We start from the raw sequence: 20,483 nt of genomic DNA, 5'->3' as shown, positions 1-20,483 counted from the left end.
CTCCATTTCCCCTGGCTCTCATCCCGACGCTCACCAAGCACGGGTAGAGCGCGGGGCTTCCCGCCGAGAAGCTAAGATTTTCACGGCTTCTGAATGGCGGCTTTACATTACTTTACAGATGGGTTTAAGAATATTATAAAGTAAGCCACGGCGGCAAAAGCACCCCGAGGGATTGTGGCGCTCGATCGCCAGCATCTATCACCTAGAGGCGCGGGTGGAATCCGATGAGGGAAGCGCCTTGCAGGGATGGAGGCGCATAGGAGGGTGGCTAAAAATGTGGCCACATCTGGCAGCAAAACGCCAGCAAGACTCAATCGGTGAATAAAAGGGGGTTGAACTTCTCCTAGCCCAGGATCGAGGGAGGATGTAACGGGCAATTGACAGGGGATTGGGCAAAAGCTGGGGGGAAAAGTTTATAATTTTAAACAACCCGGTTGAAAAACTTTACGAAAAAATTAGGAAATTTTAATAAAGCGATCGCCATTGAGGGGTAACTGTAAGGCAGTTGAACGTACAAATCTGGTGAAATATCCAGTAGAATAGAAGTTTGAAGTCCCTCATGTTACGATCTTTTAGAAAACCAATGGGGGTCGTTTTTAACTGAATCCATGAGCTATACCGAACCGCGTAAAAACACATTTGCTATTACAACACCGCTTTACTATGTAAACGATTTGCCTCACATTGGCAGTGCCTACACCACTATTGCCGCCGATGTGGTGGCAAGGTTTGAGCGCCTGCGGGGGTTCTCGGTGCTGATGATTACCGGAACCGACGAACACGGACAGAAAATCCAGCGCACGGCACAAGCAGCAGGGCGATCGCCCCAAGAACACTGCGATAAAATTGTCGCCGGATTCGAGTCCCTGTGGGAAAAACTCAACATTAACTACGACCGATTTAGCCGTACCACCAATCCCCGACACGAGGCGATCGTCCGGGAATTTTTCCAGCGCGTCTGGGATAACGGAGACATCTATCTGGGGCAACAAACCGGGTGGTACTGCGTCTCCTGCGAAGAATTCAAAGAAGAACGCGACCTGCTCGACGATCGCCGGTGTCCCCTGCATCCGAATCGCGAAGCAGAATGGCGCGACGAGCAAAACTATTTCTTCCGCCTTTCTAAATACCAACCCGAACTGGAGCGCCTTTATCAAGAGCGGCCCGAGTTCATTCAACCCGAAAGTCGTCGCAATGAAGTGCTTGCTTTCGTGCAACGCGGATTGCAAGACTTCTCCGTGTCCCGGGTGAATATGGACTGGGGTTTCCCGGTACCGCAAGATCCCAATCATACCCTGTATGTTTGGTTTGACGCCCTGTTGGGGTACGTCACCGCATTGGTGGATCCAGATGAAGAGCCGACCCTAGAAAATGCCTTATCCAAATGGTGGCCGATCGATATCCACTTGATTGGGAAAGATATTTTACGCTTCCATGCGGTGTATTGGCCGGCGATGTTAATGTCAGCCGGTGTGTCGGTTCCCGATTGCGTATTCGGACATGGGTTTTTAACCAAAGATGGGCAAAAAATTAGTAAAACCCTGGGGAATACGATCGATCCGTTTCAATTAGTAGAGCGTTATGGGTCGGATGCGGTGCGCTACTACTTTTTGAAAGAAATTGAATTGGGTCGAGATGGGGATTTTAACGAAACCCGGTTTATCAACACCTTAAATGCCGACTTGGCCAACGATTTGGGCAATTTGCTCAATCGAACCTTGGGAATGGCGAAAAAATACTGTGAAGGTCAGGTGCCGAATGTCAGCGCCGATCGCATTCCCGATGAGAATCCATTAAAAGCAAGCGGTTTAACCCTGGGCGATCGCGCGGCGAGAGCTTACGACAGCTTGGCATTTAGTCACGCTTGCGAGGAGATTCTCGCATTGGTCAGAGATTGTAACAAATACATTGACGATCGCGCCCCTTGGAAGCTTTACAAACAGGGAGAACAGCAGGCGGTAGAAGAAGTGCTCTATGCGGTGTTGGAATCCGCGCGACTCGCCGCGTATTTGCTCTCGCCCCTGATTCCGAATATCAGCACGGCAATTTATCAGCAACTCGGCTACAAGATTGATTTTAACGACCAAAGCGCGATCGCAACTGCAGCGAAGTTTACAACTCATGCAAACTGGGGAACGCTAAGCGCAAAGCAACCGCTTTCCCCACCCAAACCGGTGTTTGCCCGCCTGGAATTACCAGAAACCCTTTCGTCTTCACAGAAAGATAAAGCTTCGGTGTAATTCCCATCGCAATCAGGGATTTGTTTCGCGGGGTGGGGGTAATTGGAACTCTCGCCCCCCAGGAACCGAAACCGTTTGAACGGACAAGCGATCGCTTGCGATCGCTGGGGCGGCTGTTTGTTGTCATTGCCCAAGTTGCATAAAACAGCCCTGCCCACCCTATCATAGATACAATGAAAGATCGATTTTCTGATAAAAAATTGAGGAATAAGAACCATGTTGCATCATCATCATCCTGAAAATAACACGATATTCACCCCCGAACAGGTATTGGAAAATCGCGGTCGCGTGGCAATTTTTATTGACGGATCCAATTTGTTTTACGCCGCTTTACAGCTTGGAATTGAAATTGACTACACCAAGCTGCTGTGTCGTTTAACAGCCGGATCGCGACTGCTGCGCTCCTTTTTCTATACGGGAGTGGATCGCACGAATGAAAAACAGCAGGGATTTCTGCTGTGGATGCGCCGCAATGGTTACCGGGTCATTTCTAAAGACTTGGTGCAACTTCCGGATGGGTCGAAAAAAGCCAATTTGGATGTAGAAATAGCCGTGGATATGATGGCGTTAGTCGGTTCCTACGACACGGCGGTACTCGTCAGTGGGGATGGGGATTTGGCTTATGCTGTGGATGCGGTTAGCTATCGCGGCGTGCGCGTGGAAGTGGTCAGCCTGCGATCGATGACCAGCGATAGTTTGATTAATGTAGCCGATCGCTATATCGACTTGGAAATGATTAAGGAGGATATCCAAAAAACCCCCCGCCATCCGAACTATACCTATCGCCCCTTATCTGGGATCGCAATGATGGACGATGGAGAAGATTGAAACCTAGCAGATTGCTAAACTTCCATTGGGTTTGATAAACAGGTGAAAGGCTCTTTTTTTTGCTATTTTTCTTTAGTCGTTTTATTGGGCTTCGGGTTGGGAAGTTGTGGGTTAATGAATCCAAGCGACCCCCCTTCTGTCCCAGAAGCGGAAGAAGAAGAATGGGATAAAACTTTAACGTTTAATGATGTCACCCTCGAACAGGTGAATGCCAAAGGCCAAATGGTCTGGAAAGTGCGATCGCCGGTGGCGCGCTACAACGATGACCAGAAAATCACGGAGGTAGAAACCCCCACCGGAGAGCTGTTCCAAGATGGCAAGTTGGTTTATTCCATCGAAGCCAAACGCGGCCAAGTCTATGATGATGGCAAGAAGATTGTCCTGCAAGAGGATATTGTTGCCACAGACATGCAAAGTAATGCCGTGTTACGAGGTCACGAACTCGAGTGGTTGCCAGAAGCAGATTTGCTGGTGGTGCGCCGATCGCTCACCGGGACTCATTCGCAAGTGGATGTATCCGCCAACGAAGCGCGGGTGCAAAGTCGTCAACAGCGGATGGAGCTAATCGGAAACGCGATCGCCACCACGAAAGAGCCGGTGTTGCAACTGCGAAGCGAGCATGTGGTGTGGCAGATGGATCGGCAGGTGGTGACCGGCGATCGCCCGGTGACCATCGAGCGCTATCCCTGCGAAAGTCCGCAAGCTTGCGCCGCAACCGATGTGGCGGTGGGCGATCGGGCGGAAGTTAACCTGAAGACCCAAATCGCTCAACTGCAAGACAATGCCGAGTTAACCCTCTCGGATCCGCCCCTAACCGTGAATAGCGACGCGATGGTGTGGGATGTGCAAGGCAAAACCGTGACCTCCGACACCCGGGTGACGGCGATCCATCGTCAGAAGCAATTCATCTTTAGTGGCGATCGCGGCAAACTCGAACTCGATCCGCAAATTTTCTTTCTCTCTGGTACCGTCACCGGAAAGGGGGGCGATCGGCTCTCGGATCTGAAAGCCGATCGCGTCACCTGGTGGATTCCCACCGAAGAATTTGAAGCCGAGGGCAACGTACTTTATCGCCAAGCCGATCCACCTTTGACCTTATCCGGTCCGAAAGCCTTTGGCGTCCTCCAAAATCAAACGGTGAAGTTCAGCGGCGGGAATGTGGTGACTGAGGTGATTCCCAGCTCAAATCCAGAATAATGACTCCGCCTTTGCCGGATAAATCAAGAGAGTTTAATCCCCCAGCGTTTAAACTCTCTTTTCCTTCGCTCTGCTGTTATTATTCCGCAGTGGACAAACGCAAATGGGTGATGGTTAACTCTCAACCCCAACTTTAAAGAATTTTAATTTATCTACACTTTCGTTGCTTGTTTTCCCTGGCCGCTTTCCCTCATCTCAATTAAAAAACCGCCCGAGAATACAGTGCGTGTATTTTATAACACCAGAGTTCTTGGCGGTTGTTTTTTGCAAGGGGTAAAAATGGAATATTGCGGCAAAGATAGAGAGCATACCGATTCACTATCGTGGTGAAGTGTGGAAATTATATCGCCGAGATTCAGACGCCTGATGGGAGTCAAAAGATTGGCGGGAGGAGTAATTTTGAGGGACAAAAATATCCTATTCAGCCATTTTGAGCCACCCGCGACGCACGGCATAAATGACTCTATCGATGGCGCTTTGTTCTTCTTCAGTCAGGGCATCTTGTAAAAGAGTCGCTTTGAGATATTGCCGTTGATTCCGAGTCAGACATCCAGAGCGATACACCTGGAAAAAAAGCTCGGAAAGAGTGAATTGGGGGATGAGAGCTTGGGATTGCATAAAAATACGTTGAATGTCCACATTACCAATATGAAGCTTTTTTAAAGATTGCGCTGCGATCGCCTTCTCTCATCTCCAGTGATATCGATCGGGTATGCAAGTGATTTGAAATTTGGGCAGGGGCGATCGCAATTACAACCCTCTGCGATCGAAGTCACTGAACGAAAAAGCAAGATATGATAAAAGAGTGCTACAGAGATATTATACCGTTTTGCATGCATTCCAGTTAGAGATGACTCACGGATACCCGGATTGTAGAGAAGCGATAAGCGCGCATCTTTGAGGGAATAGGGGGGCGACAGACTCTAACATCCTGAGAAAAATGGTATTAATTAATAAAAATTTTAAAAACCTAAGCGAAACATCACTAAAAATTAATTTTTATGTCCGAAGATGAAGCATATCATGGAGGGAACCTGCCACGAGAGGAAGGAGTAGGGGTTGGAGAGGGCAGTGGAAAAGAGTAAAGAAAGCGCCGTTTCCGCATCAGGGGAGAGCAAAGTTGAATTTCGGATAAATCTGTGACAAGATAATTAAGGATTAGTGATTTAAGTCACTGACGAAAAGCGGGTTATCCCCTTTGTTGGGAAGGTTGCGGTTTTAGCGATCGCAGTGGCACATTTAGGATGATGCGGTTTCACGGCCTCCAGGGTTGACGCAGAACGAGGGCAACGGCCCTGGGGGGGTTCTCGGGGTGAGCGCGGGGGTGGAAAACCCATGTTCTCGTACAGAGGCGATCGCCTGTCGCTTGTCTTCAGTGACCACAGACCCGTACAGACCGAAGTTCACTGAAAAAGCGTTGCTCTGTCCCCTGACAAACACTCAGGCAGCGAAACAGCGCTTTTCCAGTACCGATTCCAAAATTTTCTGCCCGATCCCGACAATTGCGAAAAGCAGCTCGTTTCGTTATGACTCTCATCCCGCGCCGATTGTGGCAATACTTGAGTGCAGTAGGCATCCTCGCCGTTAGCTATTTTGGGTCTGCAGTGTTAGCGACCTCGATCCCGGGGCTGGATCTGAATATATTGCCCTTTGGTCCTCCTGCCGGCATAGCACTCGGGGGAATGCTGCTGTGTGGGGCAAGAGTGTGGCCAGGAATCGCGATCGCCGCATTCCTGTTTACTCAATCCCACGGAATCCCCTTTGCCGTATCCGTTGGCGTCGCGATCGCCAGCGTCTTGCAAGCGTACCTAGGCAAATACCTGCTCGATCGCGTCAAATTCCATCCCGCCTTAGAACGCCTCCGGGATGTGGTGTGCCTGTTGTTTTTGGGATGCATCGTTTCCACCCTGGTGAGCGCCACCCTGGCAATCGGAATGCTCTGTGTAGCTCAAATCAAGAGCTGGAGCGACTTTAGTGACTTGTGGCTCTTGGCCTGGATCGAAAACGGCATCGGTGTGGTATTAGTCACCCCTGTCATCTTGGTGTGGCGCAACTTGCCGCGCATCAACCCTCAATCTCAAACATGGTATGTGCTGGCGCGCACCCTGGAAGCTGGCATCTCCACCCTGCTGCTGCTGGCCATTTGCTGGCTAGTCTTTTGTTCGAGAACCCGCATTTATGTCGCCGACTATCCCCTCGAATACCTGCCCTTTCCCCTAGTCATGTGGATAGCCCTGCGATTCGAGCAAAAAGGCACCGTACTGGCGAACCTCCTAGTTGCCAGCATGGCGATTTGGGGCATCGCGCGCGAAAGCGGCCCGTTTCTCAAACATGCCAATACCACCACTCAGGCAATTTTATCCCTGCAAATCTTTATGGCCGCGATCGCGACGAGTGCGTTAATCTTAGGCTCGGTCACCGCCAGACGGCGCATCGCAGAAACATTACTGCGCGAAGAAGAAGCCCGTTTGGCAAATGCCCAACGCATCGCGCAACTGGGAAACTGGGATTTAGACCTCGATCGCCAAAAACTGCTGTGGTCCGATGAAATCTATCGCATTCTCGGCGAACCGCCGCAAGGGTTTCCCCCCAGCCACCAAGACTTTTTAAAATACGTCCACCACAGCGATCGCAAAGCAGTCCGCAATGCATTTATCGATGCCGTCACCCGTCACCAACCTTACTCCCTCGAATATCGAGTCCAGCGATCGGACGGGGAAGAGCGAGTAGTCCACGAACAATCCGAAATCATCCTCCCTCGGATTACCGGCACCGTACAAGACATCACCCCGCGCATCCGCGCCGAAGCCGCTTTGCGTGCCAGCGAAGAACGCTTCTCCAAAGCCTTTCAAGCCAGTCCCCTCGGCATCAGCATCACCACCCGCACAGAGGGTCGCTTCCTGGATGTGAACGAGAGTTTGCTGCGTCTGCTGGGCTATAGCCGCCAAGAGGTTCTCGGTCAGACGTCTGCACAACTGGGATTGTGGCTCACCGAGGGGTCGAGTCGATCCGAGGCGATGGAAATCCTCAACCAAAATGGTTCCGTGAGCAACCTGGAAATCAAATTCCGCACCAAATCGGGAGACATCCGCGATGGGTCGCTGTCGATGGAACCGATCGAAATCGAAGGCCAACAGTGTATCCTGACCATGATCGGCGACATTACCGAGCGCAAGCGCGCCGATGAATTTCGCAAAGCCAAAGAAGCCGCCGAAGCCGCTAACTATGCTAAAAGCGCTTTTCTGGCCAATATGAGCCACGAACTCCGCACGCCTCTCAATGCGATTATCGGCTACAGCGAAATCTTGCAGGAGGATGCCCAAGACCTGGGTCAGGAGGATTTCATTCCCGACTTGCAAAAAATCCACGGTGCGGGTAAGCAATTGTTGGCCCTGATTAGCGATATTCTGGACCTGTCGAAAATTGAAGCGGGTCGGATGAGCTTGGAGGTGGATGCCTTCGAGATTCGCACGATTATTTGGGAAGTGGTTTCCACCATCGAACCGGCGATCGATAAAAATGCCAATACCCTAGAGTTGAATTGCCCAGAGGCGATCGGGCAAATGTCCACCGACATGACCAAGCTGCGGCAAATCCTGCTCAACTTGTTGAGTAATGCGGCGAAATTTACCCACGGCGGTCAAATTACCCTGACGGTGAAGCGACAAAATACCCTGCCCACAGAAGCGACTTGCGCGAACCATCTCCACCCCTCCCCCCCGAGTTCCGATTCCCCTGGTTTGGAGTGGATTGTCTTTCAAGTCACGGATACGGGGATCGGTATGAATGCAGAACAATTGGCGCAGGTATTCCAACCGTTTACCCAAGCGGATGCTTCCACCACGCGCAAGTATGGCGGCACCGGTTTGGGTCTCACGATTAGCCAAAAGTTCTGTCAAATGATGGGGGGCGATATTTCTGTGGCGAGTGAGTTGGATCGGGGTTCTAAGTTCACAATTTGGCTGCCCGCAATGGTCAGCAAGGTGGAGGAATCCCCGGCGTCTGAGGTGGTGTCTGAGTCGTAAATGAGAAAAATGGAGCATGGAAAGTTGAGAATTGCGTACGCATTGATGTTGGGTTAATTTTTTTTAATTATTCCGAGTTCTCAATGGCGATCGCTCTTCCCCATGCAGGCACGTTGGAGTCATCCTCACAGGAGCAACCTTGCCAAGGGTAGAGGTTTTGCCCAGTTGGAAAAATCCTCCCTCAGCGATCGCCCATACCGATTAATCGTTCTTCTGCAAGATTGAAGCAGGCGAGAATCAATCGATGGAAAATGTTTGGGTTCCCTGACAACAAAACAGGCAAGCGGGAGGTACGATGTAATGTTCTATGAGAAAAGTAAAGAGGCAAGCAATTGCCGCTTTAGATCGGGCAGTGTCTTCAGGAGAAGAGAAGCAAAATGGTTCAATTAACCCCGAATTCAAGTTATAGTTTAACGATTCGGCTACAGTTACCCAACCGGGCGGGGACTCTGGCAAAGGTGACTCAGGCGATCGCCGAGGTGAGGGGCAACCTGGGCACCATCCATTTAATCGACCAAACTCGCGCTTATACCACGCGGGAAATTACCGTGGATGCGGCAAGTACGGAACATGCCGAGCAAATCGTCCAGGCGGTGCGGGCAGTCCAAGAGGTTAAGGTGCTAAATGTCTTCGATCGCACCTTTAACTTGCATCGCGGTGGCAAAATTACGATGGAAAATAAAATTGCCTTGAAAACTCAAGGGGATTTGGCAATGGCATATACTCCCGGCGTGGGTCGGGTGTGCATGGAAATTGCCAACCATCCGGCAGAGGTGTATAACTTCACGATTAAACAAAACACGGTGGCGATCGTGACCGATGGTTCGGCAGTGTTGGGATTGGGTAATCTTGGCCCTGCAGGGGCGCTGCCGGTGATGGAAGGCAAGGCAATGCTCTTTAAAGCCTTTGCCGAGATTGATGCGTTTCCCATCTGTTTGGATACCCAAAATGCCGATGAAATCGTGGAAACGGTGAAGAATATCGCCCCGGTGTTTGGCGGGGTCAATTTAGAGGATATTAGTGCGCCGCGCTGTTTCGAGATCGAGGCTCGGTTGCGAAAAGAGTTGGAAATTCCGGTGTTTCACGATGACCAACATGGCACGGCGATCGTCTCGTTAGCGGCGCTGATCAATGCCCTGAAGCTGGTGGATAAGTCTCTGGAAAATATCCGGATCGTGATGAATGGTGCGGGTGCCGCTGGGGTGGCGATCGCTCGCTTGTTACAAACCGCTGGCGCAAAATATATCACAATGTGTGACTCGCGCGGGATTGTCTCTGAAGACCGCCCGGATTTGAACGAGCAAAAGCGCGAGTTTGCCGTGGAAAAAGGCGGCACCTTGGCCGATGCCTTGCAGGGAACGGATGTGTTTATCGGCGTCAGCGTGCCAGGAGTCCTCACGCCAGAAATGGTGCGATCGATGGCCAAAGATCCGATTATCTTTGCAATGGCCAATCCCATTCCGGAAATTCAACCGGAGGAGGTCATCGATGATGTGGCGGTTATCGCCACCGGGCGCAGCGATTATCCCAACCAAATTAACAATGTGTTGGCCTTCCCCGGCATTTTTCGCGGGGCACTGGATTGTCGGGCGCGGGAAATCACCCCCAGCATGTATTTGTCCGCCGCAAAGGCGATCGCCGCTTTGGTGAAACCTTCAGACCTCGATCGCGAGAATATCATTCCCTCGGTGTTTGACGATCGCGTCGTCACCGCAGTGTCCGCAGCAGTCCAGCAGGCGGCCCGTCAAGAAGGGATTGCCCGGGTTTAGCTATGTGAGAAATCGAGATATAATATCGAGCGAGAAAAAGGCAACCGCGATCGGGGATACCTTGCTCACTTAAAGTATAAAACCTGTGTCTCCCTCCGGGCGCGCCCCGTGCAAAAACCATGCAGGGTTTCAATCCTGCATGGTTCCTTGATGAAGCCGGTGCGTCACCCCCCGCATTCCACGCGATCGCCTCGCCCTAACGATTGACTGGCGGGGGTGACGCACCCTACGGGATTTGAACAATGGTATTACGCCACCACCGTTTCAAACTGCTTTAACTTCGCTAAATCCGGGGCTTGACTTTGACCGAAAATCTGAGGCAATTGTCCGGTTTGCATTAACACATTCCGCACTTCTCGATTGGAAATCTCCGCCAAATTGCGATCGCTCAAGTGCGCCAGGGTAGCCGCAATCCCCAAACCCTGACTCACTCCTGCATTAAATTCTACAATCCGTCCCGCCGCCGAGGCAAATCCTTCAAACCCAGACGCGGGACTCACCACCGCTAAATTCTGTACTTCCTTCAGTTGCGCGTGGCGGATGCCAATATTAAAAATTGGCTTGCTAAACATCGTACTCAAAAACCCCTTCGCTTGCGCTTTTTCCCCAATTCCGGGAATCCCGCCGCGCACGTCAAAATGATAGGCAAAGGTTCCCAATGCTTCATCATCCGGAACCCCACCAGCAAGCATTTCTGCTCCACTTAACGGTTCCACTACCTCGGTGACATTTCCCGCATGTCTGATGTACAATTCTGATGCCGGTGTCACCGCTTTTGCCCCGAGACTCTTAAACCATTTTTCCACAAATGCCATTTCTTTGAGCATTTCGGCGGTGGGTTTGGCGTCGTTATCGGCCAATTTTTCGGCTTCAATCCCGGTAACGGCAATCATCAGCGCATTCCAAGACAAGCGATCGTCGGAGAATTTGGCAATATTCCCTCGGTCTAAAATCGCGCCGCTGTCGTACAAAGACAGTTTCTTCCCTCGGAAAGAATGGTAAGCGATGGAAAGCGCTTTTGAGCGGATGTCGATATAATCTTTCCCCACCCACATGGTTTTGAATTGACCGCGCTCATCGACTAAATCTTTGCGGAGGGTTTCGATGAGGGTTTTGTCAAATCCAGCAGCGGTTTTGAGGAAATGCTGCGCTTCGGTATCGGCTAAATTAGTAAACCGTTTGAGATAGGCAAATTCTATCTCTTTGAGTCGTTTGACGCTCAGTCCTTTGGTTTCAAATACTAAGGTGACGGGAAGTTCGGAATTGGGTAAACCAAAGGTGGCAAATCCGGTTTTTTTGGTCGCACCTGCAGCTTGCGCTAATTTGGCATTGACGGTAGAATCAATAAATTGTTTGGCGCAATAGGTTTCGCCTTCGGTGGTGACGATCGCGCGCAGGAGTTTCCCTTCGGTTTGAACTTCTGCAATGTCTGCGTCACTCAGGAGGGCAACGCCGGCTTCGCGCAGCATGTCCCGCAAGGCGCGATCGCCTTTTTCGGGGTCGAGTGCGATATGGGTGACGCCGGCGCGGTCTAAAAATTCTTTGTAGAGGGCGGGGGGTGCGCCAAAGGTATCGAGTCCCAGGGAGTGTCTCAGGTGGCGATCGATTTGAGAGCGATCGAGATAAGCTAACCCGCCTCTCACTAAGTGTCCGCCAATGCCCTGGTGGGGACTGGCGGTAGACATGAGCAGGACGCGGGGATATTTTTGGGTTTGGCGGCGATACTCTCTCGCCGCCGCAATGGTTGCCAAAACTCCGGGAACTTCATCCCCGAATCCGATAACATCGTAATATCTTGGTTGGATTGCCATAGTTGAATGAGTTCTCTCGATAGTAAGCATTCTACAAGGGTGGGTTTGGCGCATCCGGAGCGATCGCTGTTTCGGATATTCGCTTCCCATACCTCCCCTATTTCTCTTCATCTCCCGCTGCGGCACTCACTTGCAGCGCGATCGCCTGGGTTTCTGCACAAGAGTAACATTTCTTTTGCGCTTCTGTGGTTTCTCGCGCCTGATGAGAGCGGTTTTCCAATGCCGGATCCGGAATGGCCGATCGCTCCGGGTGTCAGAAATTCGCTAAAGTTAAAGAAAGTACATAAAATGGAGAGGTCTAATGGCAGAACAGTTATTGTTAGTTGATGATGAACCCGGATTGCGCGAAGCAGTACAAGCGTATCTCGAAGATGAAGGATTTTCGGTTGATGTTGCCAGCAATGCCACGGAAGGGTGGGAATTGCTGCAACAAAAAAACCCGGATTTGGTAATTACTGATATAATGATGCCGCAAGTGGATGGGTATGAGTTTCTCAAGCAGATGCGAGAAGACCCTCGCTACAAAACGATGCCGGTGGTGTTTTTAACCGCAAGAGGAATGACCGGCGATCGCATTCAAGGCTATCAGGCAGGGTGCGATGCCTATCTCTCCAAACCCTTTGACCCCGATGAGTTGGTGGCGATCGTGCGGAATTTGCTGGAACGTCGCGCCGCCGCTACCGGTGAAGGAGAAACCCCGGATCTGGCGTCGTTGGCGCGTGAGATTGGGGAAATTAAATCTATGTTATCCGGTCGTCAGGCGATCGCTCAAACGCCGCCACCGATTAAAATCGACCTGACCCCTCGCGAACAAAGCGTTTTGGATCTGGTGGCGCAAGGGTTGATGAATAAAGAAATTGCCCGCAATCTGGACACCAGCGTTCGCAATGTGGAAAAATATGTCAGCCGTTTGTTTAGCAAAACGGGCACCAACAGCCGCACCGAGTTGGTTCGTTACGCCCTGGAACATGGCTTGACTCAATAGGGTAAATGGGATGTGTCGCTGATTCTCGATCGCGCTTGCCAATGATTTTGCTAAGCTGAGTTTGGGGAGGCGGAGCCTCGGGAGAGGCGTTCCCAGGCTCCTGCCTGGGAACGAGGGAGGAGGGAAAATTGATTACAAATAGCTATTAGCAATTGGCCCGCCGCGACCTATTTTCTGTAGCGCGATCGCTGGCCCGATGTTGTTAAGCATGCCTCAGTTAATGAACAAAAGGAAGATTTCTTCGCCCTTGGGGCAGATATTATTGATGGCGACCCTGCTGATTTTAATGAGTTTGGAAGTTATGGTGGCGATCGTGATGCTGCAAGGGGGTTAGAGGCAAGGAAATCTGGCCAGATTTCCTGCCACTAAGCGTTCGGGATGCGATCGCCGCCCTTGGGGACTAGAGACGCAGCAGCAAACTCGAACCGTGGGTATCGGTGCCACAAGTCTGGAGCAAGCCATATTTTGCGCCCAATTCTTTCACCTGTTCGGTTTTCTTAGGACTGGGACGCCACGGATTGGGATTGGTGTAGGCATAATAAACTTCGATGCCATCGATGCCGAGGCGCGCCACTTCTGGGATTAATTCCGCCGCCGATCGCCGGCGGTAACGGGCCGGATGAGCTAAAACCGCCAATCCTCCGGCTTGTTGAATCGCATTAATTACTTGGGATCCTTGGTACTCTTTCCCCCTGACTACTTCTCCTTGCAGATAGGGGTTCATCCGAGGATGTTCTGGATCGAAGGCATAGCCGAGGATGTGAACTTCGGTGTCGAGTACCCCCGCATTGATTTCTACCCCCGTCCACAAGTGGGGGGCTTGAGCCAATCGAGAATCACTGGCTTGATTTTTTGCCCACCATTCATTTAACCAGTGTTGCGCGATGCAGTAGCCATCAACAGAATGATGATCGGTAATCGCCAGCCCTTTCAGCCCGATATTGAGGGCTTGCTGCATCAGCACTTCAGGTCGCAATTTACCATCGGAACAGACGGTGTGCATGTGGAAATTGTAAGAACGCGGACAGCTATCGGCATTGATGGTCGTAAAGACATGCTCGAGGGCTGACCGATTCTGTGCGGCCCGCTTGGTTGAAGCAGAAGGTTGAGCGATATAGACAGTCATAACCACCTCTAAGATTGGTGAGCGATCGATTGGGACATCACACACCCTGAACTTGCCAGGATTGACATCAATTTTGTCTTCTCTGGCGGCAAAGATCGACCGGGTGCTTTAACGATGGGCGATCGCTTGCAACCAGCTTGCGTTGTTCAAGCTTCGACCTAACCCTTAAACGCCAGTACAGGAGTGCAACTCGATATGATTGGCCTGTGAGCTTTTTTCTTTACATATTTTAACAATAACATTCCCTCCTGCCTATCGCTTTTCCCACAGACCTAAGCTCTATTTTTACTTGTATCCGGCTGAATGCATTGTAAAAAGAGAATCGTAAATCTGAGGTTCTCTAGGGGCTTTTTCCTGGATTGCCCGATAAAACTCCCTGATTATGGGAATTCTGGCAATGAAGGAGATGAGGTGGAAAGTAGGAGAAAGTTTTTTATAAAAATTAATCAAACGGATATAAATGAAGTATTGAAAATTTCAACTGGATTCATTCAAAATTCAAAAGATCGGTTGGTAACTGTGGCATAAGCTTTTTTACCTATGGTTAGGGTAGCGATCGCTTTTGCGAATTGAGAAGAGAGAATTGAGAAAGGTTTTCAATCTGAATTGTTCCGCCCTACCCAGGCTCCACCCAGGGTTCCAGGGTTGTGGGTAAGAGCGCAGCATGAGAGCCAAGCAAACAAAAACAACCAAGCCGAGGGGCTTAGTTGTAGGTGGTGGCAAAGCAATTAAAATTGGCAGAAAAAAGCAAGCAGAGCGAACAAAGAACAGAGGGAGGGAGGCAGGCGGTGGATGTCTGCCAGTGCCCCACCGTTGGCGGTTTTCATCGTAAATTTCCGAGGCGCGATCGCCAGTGAATATTGGAATAATGGGCACTTTTTATTTTTGAGACTTCGTATCGGTATTGCGAACTTGCCATGCCTTTTCCAGAAGAGTAGACCACCGCTTTTGCACCTGTTTTGGCGTACATTTAATTGCTTGAGAAATCTCTTGCTCGCTTGCTCCCGTGCGCTTGAGTTCTAATAACTGCTGTTGTTCTTCAGACAAATCGCCGAGAAACGTTTCCCACTGTTGGGGAGCCATGCCCAAATTTTGGTCTAAATCCGCACCCAACCATTGATGGACCAGCTTCCATTGATGAGAGCGAGCGAATTTTTCCACATGGTACTTAAAGCGTTGTTGCAGATAGTCGCGCTGACGGGCAGTCAGACCGAGGATTTCGTCAATTTCTGGAGCCGCCAGATCTTGGAGTTTGAGAACCAGATAGTCGATGCAGTCCGATTGACCTTGCGCCTCGAGATATTGCACCAGTTCAGCAATCACGCGATCGCGCAGCACCGCCTCCGAAGGATCCACCGTATCCGCCACCATTTGTTCGCGCACCTGCTGCGCCGCATAAGAGCGACTTTGAACTTCCGCCTCTTCCCCCTTGGGATATTCCACCGCCTGTTCGATATCCACCAAAGTTTCCGGAGGCTGACCGTTAGCAAAGCCTTGCGCCCGCAGGACAATAAGCTGTTGGTTATATCGACCCGGCAAACTAATCCGGCGCTTGGCATAGTGTTCGGTAAACGCCATGTACTCGGCGAGTTCCAACTGAGTGCGGGGGGTGTAGTTTTCCGGCACTTGATGTTCGCGGCGGAAAGCGCGCAGCACCTCGATGTAAAAACCTTGCAGGAAATCCTCGATTAAGTTATAGCGAGCTTGGAAACTCAGGCGAGAGTGCAGGGGAGCCACGTGACGGTAAACCATCGAACTCAGTTGAGAGTGCAGATCCACGCGACCTTGACGCGAACCGAGTTTGTAGTAATGCAGACTCTTGTGCAGGCGATGGCGAGCCAATGTAAGCTGCCAAGAGCTAATCTGGCCGGATTTTTGGATGCGATTGCTTTTCTTGCAAATTCGTTCCACTTCGTTGGCGATTCGTTCGGAAACCGATCGCGTGCTTTTCGAGTTGGCGTTGAGTTTTTGGCTGAATTCCTCGATAATTTGCTCGGTGAGCTGTTCGGTTTCCATTCCCAACACGGGGGTAGGTTCGGTTGATTCCGGGTTGGGGGTGCGATCGGTATCGGCACAGACTTGGGACTTGCGAGCTTCTTTTTGAGAATCGTTTTTCCGGGAACTGGACGAATTGGCTAGTTTAACATTCATGGTTTTATCCTTGTGGCAGGGCACCGTAGTTTTTACAATCACAGAGTGTTGAGCGAGTACGAGCAAGGTAAGCTGTTTGGTTTGGTTTGACCCGCTTGCGTTCGCTCTCTACACTTCGACTGTCCCAAGGTTTTGCTGAATTTAGTCAGTGAACGTTCCCTCTTTTTAAATCGGCATATTTCACCCTTGGGACGCGGTGGCGAAGTGTCTGTGCTTTTTCCCTGGTGGCGCGGTTTTGGCGATGTTTTTTGCAGTGGACAATCCCCAAATTGGTTGTTGACTCCGACTCCGCATCTTCAACTGGCACATCGGTATCATTTAAAACTCAGATATAAAATCACAGAGTCCTTTTCATTTCTTGCCATGACGCATCCGGATCCGATTTCTGTGAATCTGGACCCCCACCATGCCCGAAACGCGAGGAAATTGAGCGCTTTTGCTTGTCCCACGGGACTTTTCTGGCTCGAAAAAAAAACCCGCCAGAGAACTGGCAGGCGAGGCAGGATTGTCTTGGGGTGGCAGTTTATTTTTGAGTGAATGGGAAAGTTAAATAATTCCGGGGAAATCCGCTATTCCTTGTAAATCAAGGATTTTGGCGGCCAATTGACGCAAAAAATAAATTTATTTTCAACGCAAATTATTGGCGATCGCCTCGGGGAAGACCTCCGGAATTTCCCCTTGGGGGGAATGTATCAAATTAAACTCATCACTTCATCGGATCCAAGACCTTGGCGCACGATCGCCGGTTCTGAGGTGGTTAAATCCACAATGGTGGACACCTTATACCCCACCTCTTCCCCGGTGTCAATAATCAAATCCACTAATTTATCCAGCCGGTCAAACAACTCCGCCTTCCCCACATAGCCATCGTTTTCTACATCGGAAGGCAGGTGGGCGGAAGTGGAAATAATCGGATTGTCCAGGGCCTCGAGCAAATCCAAACAGACTCGCTTATCCGGAACCCGAATCCCGGTGGTTTTTCGCTTGGGATTCATCACCAGCTTGGGCACCAATTTAGTAGCGGGCAACAAAAAAGTGTACGGTCCGGGAATCAAACGCCTGATAATGCGATACGCTGAATCTGTGACTATCGCATAGGCGGCAATATTCGATAGGGAGGGACACAGAAAGGTCAACGGCTTATCGTTTGATAAGCGCTTGATCTGCCTGACCCGTTCTACTGCCCCCTTTACGGTAATGTCACAGCCGATCGCATATACGGTGTCGGTGGGATACAGCATCACCGCACCCTGATGCAGGGCATCCACAATTTCGTCGAGTCTGCGACTCTGGGGGGTCTCGGGATGCAGTTCGTATAACGTGGCCATAATTCGTCTGTTCCTTATTCAGAATTTACAATTGAGAATTCAGAATTGCTTCTGAGTTTTAAACACCTGACCTTATTATTTTGTCGGCTGAGTGATGAAAAAGATTGCCTATTTCCAATGTCCTACTGGCATTGCTGGTGATATGTGCCTCGGCGCGCTTGTCAGTGCTGGGGTTCCGTTAGAGTACCTCATCGAAAGGCTCGATCTCCTGGGCATCTCAGAAGAATATCACCTCCGCGAAGAATCGGTGCATCGCAACGGACAACAGGCAACCAAAGTGCATGTGGATTTACTCCCGATCGCCCGCGAAGCTGCCAAATCCGTGGGCGATACCCGGAATTATCATAGCCACAAGCATAGCCACAAACATGACTACGAACATAGCCACGAGCATAGCCACGAGCATAGCCACGAGCATAGCCACACTCGCCATCTGCCAGAAATCGAGACCCTGATAAAATCTGCCGATTTGCCAAAACGGGCAGAGCGCTGGAGTTTAGCGGTTTTTCGCACCCTGGCAGAAGCGGAAGGGGCGGTGCATGGGATTGCGCCAGAAAAGGTGCATTTCCACGAAGTGGGGGCCACCGATGCCATTGTGGATATTGTGGGCACTTGTTTGGGGTTAGATTGGTTGGATATCGAGGAATTGTATTGCTCTGCCTTGCCCACCGGTGGGGGTACGGTATGGGCAGCACACGGAAGATTGCCCGTGCCGGTGCCGGCGGTGCTGAAACTGCTGGAAAAACGGCAGGTGAGCGTTTATAGTAATGGGATCGAGAAAGAATTAATTACTCCTACCGGTGCGGCGATCGCCGTGACCCTCGCCACCGATTTTGGTCCTCCACCCGCCATGACCCTGCAAGGCGTGGGAAATGGGGCCGGTTCGCACCCGCTTCCCCTTGCGAATATTCTCCGCCTGTGGGTGGGAGAAGCATCCGCCCCTAACCCGCAACCCTGGCGAGAATCGGAAACGATCGCCGTACTCGAAACGCAAATCGATGATTTGAACCCGCAAGCGATCGCCTATACCTGCGAGGCATTATTTGCCGTGGGGGCCTTGGATGTATTTACCCAAGCGATCGGGATGAAAAAATCCCGAAGTGGGATATTGCTGACAGTTATCTGCCCGCCGGAGAAGCAGAAAGCTTGTGAAGCAGTGATTTTTCGCGAAACCAGCACCCTGGGAATTCGCATTTCCACCCAGGGGCGATCGATTTTACAGCGAGAGATTCAGTGTTTGTCCACTGAACTGGGGGAAGTGCGGGTGAAGGTTGCCCGAGACGAGGGGGGTAAAATTATCAATGTGCAACCGGAATACGAGGATTGTGCCGCAGTGGCACAAAGTCAACAGCTTCCCTGGCGGGAAGTTCACCGGCAGGCATTAAAGGCATGGTACGATCGGAATGCTCAGGGGTAAGAGGATAGTTCAGGGCGATCGTCACAAGGTGAATTTTCTCAGTCAACAAACGCCCCCATGAAAAGTTTTGGGAGTTCAGAGCATCAAATTATCTGCGGAGATGCGATCGCCATTTTGTCCGATTCCATTCCCCCGGCAAGTGTGGATTTAATTTTTATCGATCCACCTTACAACATCGGCAAAAAATTTCAGAAAAACAAAGCAAGATGGACTTCTAACGAAGCCTATTTAACCTGGTGTTACCGATGGCTCACCCTAGCAGTAGAAAAGCTCAACCCCCACGGCAGTTTGTACCTGATGTCCGCCACTCAATACATGCCCTATCTCGACCTTTACTTGCGCGATAAACTAACAATTCGCTCTCGAATTGTCTGGCATTACGATAGTTCCGGAGTGCAGGCAAAAAAGTATTTTGGTTCTTTATACGAACCGATTTTATGGGCAGTCAAAGACCGGAACAACTATACCTTTAATGCGGAAGATATTCTCGTAGAAGCCCGCACCGGTGCCGTCCGAAAATTGATAGATTACCGCAAAGCCATTCCCACACCTTACAATTCTAAAAAAGTACCGGGAAACGTCTGGTACTTTCCCCGAGTTCGGTATAGAATGCCGGAATATGAAAAGCATCCCACGCAAAAACCGGAAGCCTTATTAGAAAGAATCATCAAAGCCAGTAGCAATCCGGGGGATGTAGTGCTAGATATCTTTGCCGGCAGCTTTACCACAGCGGCGGTGGCGCAAAAATTAGGCCGCAAATCAATCAGTATAGAATGGGAAGAAGAATATGTTAAAATCGGGTTAAAGCGATTGGGAATTGGGGGTAAAAACTAAAACGCCCCACACCGGAGAAGAGTGGGGATACAGGTACAGAGCTTCTCCGAAGCGGGCTAATTTTTCCCACTCTAATTGTTATCTTGTCCCGGATCGAGGGAGGGACGAGAACGGGAATTTATTGGAGGGGTTTGAGCATCCAAAGGGAGTGGGTTTGGTAGCCTAATTTTTGATAGAGATGGAGTGCGCGGGGGTTAGAGAGAAAGACTTGTAGACCCATTTGGCGATCGCCGCGTTGTTTCGCCCAATTTTCTGCATAGTGGACTAATGCCGTACCGATGCCTTGACGGCGGTGTGGGGGAGAAACGTAGAGCAAAAAAATATGGGCGTGGCGATCGCCCGTTACCTGGTCTACAGCATTTCCCAACCACAAACAGCCCACCGGCGAAGGACGAGAATGGGGAAGAAGGGGAGAGAAATGCTCTGGGTCACTCTCCCCACTGTCATCCTTATGGGGATAAACCCACCATACGGGAGAATCGGGGGAAAAATATCGTTCCACGGTATCGGCTAAATGAGCCAAATCTTGGTCCGGGTACAATTCGCGATAAGTGCGCCGCATGAACTGGACCAACCTAGCGCGATCGCTGCTGCCACCCTGATGCAATTCGTATCCTGGAATTAACTCAACTGCCACAACCCGCCACTTAATTAATACTTCCTTGCCACATCATGGCATCTTCTGGCAAACCTTTAAGTGACGTACTCCCGACGCCGACCGCTTAGGCGGTACGGCGCGGGCTTCTGGGCCGAGACCTTTGAGATCTGGGTT

Annotated in this window: 16 protein-coding genes; 8 read left to right on the top strand and 8 right to left on the bottom strand. The window is 50.7% G+C overall.

The window, feature by feature from the left end; genetic code table 11:
- The first annotated feature begins 608 nt into the window (after nucleotides 1-608).
- The 3 genes from metG (at nucleotide 609) to lptC (ending at nucleotide 4,265) form a co-directional block, all read left to right on the top strand.
- The gene (gene metG, locus AC0QH1_RS16240) at nucleotides 609-2,240 is read left to right on the top strand and encodes a methionine--tRNA ligase (RefSeq protein ID WP_324632253.1); all 1,632 of its coding nucleotides are present in this window, start codon (nucleotides 609-611) and stop codon (nucleotides 2,238-2,240) included.
- 216 nt (nucleotides 2,241-2,456) lie between these two features.
- Nucleotides 2,457-3,068, top strand: a complete 612-nt coding sequence (locus tag AC0QH1_RS16235; protein WP_324632252.1) for a LabA-like NYN domain-containing protein — start codon at nucleotides 2,457-2,459, stop codon at nucleotides 3,066-3,068.
- 42 nt (nucleotides 3,069-3,110) lie between these two features.
- Entirely contained in the window at nucleotides 3,111-4,265 is a 1,155-nt protein-coding gene (lptC, locus tag AC0QH1_RS16230; protein ID WP_324632251.1) for an LPS export ABC transporter periplasmic protein LptC, read from the top strand.
- A gap of 417 nt (nucleotides 4,266-4,682) precedes the next feature.
- Here lptC and AC0QH1_RS16225 read toward each other — a convergent pair whose 3' ends face one another.
- Both AC0QH1_RS16225 and AC0QH1_RS16220 read right to left on the bottom strand, forming a co-directional pair.
- Nucleotides 4,683-4,883 carry a hypothetical protein gene (locus AC0QH1_RS16225; protein WP_324632250.1) on the bottom strand — a complete coding sequence of 67 codons (201 nt, stop codon included), beginning with the start codon at nucleotides 4,881-4,883 and terminating at the stop codon, nucleotides 4,683-4,685.
- A 621-nt stretch (nucleotides 4,884-5,504) separates the two neighbouring features.
- The gene (locus AC0QH1_RS16220) at nucleotides 5,505-5,672 is read right to left on the bottom strand and encodes a hypothetical protein (protein ID WP_324632249.1); all 168 of its coding nucleotides are present in this window, start codon (nucleotides 5,670-5,672) and stop codon (nucleotides 5,505-5,507) included.
- A gap of 119 nt (nucleotides 5,673-5,791) precedes the next feature.
- Here AC0QH1_RS16220 and AC0QH1_RS16215 point away from each other — a divergent pair, with 119 nt between their 5' ends.
- Together AC0QH1_RS16215 and AC0QH1_RS16210 are read left to right on the top strand one after the other, a co-directional pair.
- A complete protein-coding gene (locus tag AC0QH1_RS16215; protein WP_324632248.1) occupies nucleotides 5,792-8,290 on the top strand; it encodes an MASE1 domain-containing protein in 2,499 nt (832 codons plus the stop codon).
- 377 nt (nucleotides 8,291-8,667) lie between these two features.
- A complete protein-coding gene (locus AC0QH1_RS16210) occupies nucleotides 8,668-10,059 on the top strand; it encodes a malic enzyme-like NAD(P)-binding protein (protein ID WP_324632247.1) in 1,392 nt (463 codons plus the stop codon).
- 248 nt (nucleotides 10,060-10,307) lie between these two features.
- On the opposite strand, the gene AC0QH1_RS16205 is transcribed toward AC0QH1_RS16210, so the two are convergent.
- Together AC0QH1_RS16205 and AC0QH1_RS16200 are read right to left on the bottom strand one after the other, a co-directional pair.
- Entirely contained in the window at nucleotides 10,308-11,870 is a 1,563-nt protein-coding gene (locus AC0QH1_RS16205) for an FAD-dependent oxidoreductase (RefSeq protein ID WP_324632246.1), read from the bottom strand.
- Between the two features lie 97 nt (nucleotides 11,871-11,967).
- The gene (locus AC0QH1_RS16200; RefSeq protein ID WP_324632245.1) at nucleotides 11,968-12,090 is read right to left on the bottom strand and encodes a hypothetical protein; all 123 of its coding nucleotides are present in this window, start codon (nucleotides 12,088-12,090) and stop codon (nucleotides 11,968-11,970) included.
- Between the two features lie 81 nt (nucleotides 12,091-12,171).
- Here AC0QH1_RS16200 and AC0QH1_RS16195 point away from each other — a divergent pair, with 81 nt between their 5' ends.
- A complete protein-coding gene (locus AC0QH1_RS16195) occupies nucleotides 12,172-12,855 on the top strand; it encodes a response regulator transcription factor (protein WP_324632244.1) in 684 nt (227 codons plus the stop codon).
- Nucleotides 12,856-13,255: 400 nt separating this feature from the next.
- On the opposite strand, the gene AC0QH1_RS16190 is transcribed toward AC0QH1_RS16195, so the two are convergent.
- From AC0QH1_RS16190 to AC0QH1_RS16180, 3 genes are all read right to left on the bottom strand, one after another.
- The gene (locus tag AC0QH1_RS16190; RefSeq protein ID WP_324632243.1) at nucleotides 13,256-13,981 is read right to left on the bottom strand and encodes a PHP domain-containing protein; all 726 of its coding nucleotides are present in this window, start codon (nucleotides 13,979-13,981) and stop codon (nucleotides 13,256-13,258) included.
- 879 nt (nucleotides 13,982-14,860) lie between these two features.
- The gene (locus tag AC0QH1_RS16185; RefSeq protein ID WP_442957322.1) at nucleotides 14,861-15,997 is read right to left on the bottom strand and encodes a HetZ-related protein; all 1,137 of its coding nucleotides are present in this window, start codon (nucleotides 15,995-15,997) and stop codon (nucleotides 14,861-14,863) included.
- 827 nt (nucleotides 15,998-16,824) lie between these two features.
- A complete protein-coding gene (locus AC0QH1_RS16180) occupies nucleotides 16,825-17,460 on the bottom strand; it encodes an L-threonylcarbamoyladenylate synthase (protein WP_324632241.1) in 636 nt (211 codons plus the stop codon).
- 94 nt (nucleotides 17,461-17,554) lie between these two features.
- Between AC0QH1_RS16180 and larC the strand changes: the two genes are divergently transcribed.
- Together larC and yhdJ are read left to right on the top strand one after the other, a co-directional pair.
- Nucleotides 17,555-18,877, top strand: coding sequence for a nickel pincer cofactor biosynthesis protein LarC (gene larC, locus AC0QH1_RS16175; protein WP_324632254.1), 1,323 nt, complete (start codon nucleotides 17,555-17,557; stop codon nucleotides 18,875-18,877).
- Between the two features lie 57 nt (nucleotides 18,878-18,934).
- The gene (gene yhdJ / locus AC0QH1_RS16170) at nucleotides 18,935-19,711 is read left to right on the top strand and encodes an adenine-specific DNA-methyltransferase (protein WP_324632240.1); all 777 of its coding nucleotides are present in this window, start codon (nucleotides 18,935-18,937) and stop codon (nucleotides 19,709-19,711) included.
- Between the two features lie 118 nt (nucleotides 19,712-19,829).
- Here the strand turns inward: yhdJ and AC0QH1_RS16165 are convergent, their stop codons facing one another.
- Nucleotides 19,830-20,348, bottom strand: coding sequence for a GNAT family N-acetyltransferase (locus tag AC0QH1_RS16165; RefSeq protein ID WP_324632239.1), 519 nt, complete (start codon nucleotides 20,346-20,348; stop codon nucleotides 19,830-19,832).
- Nucleotides 20,349-20,483: the final 135 nt, after the last annotated feature.

It is taken from the genome of Phormidium sp. CCY1219, assembly GCF_055795085.1.
This window is presented reverse-complemented; position numbering and strand designations above follow the sequence as displayed.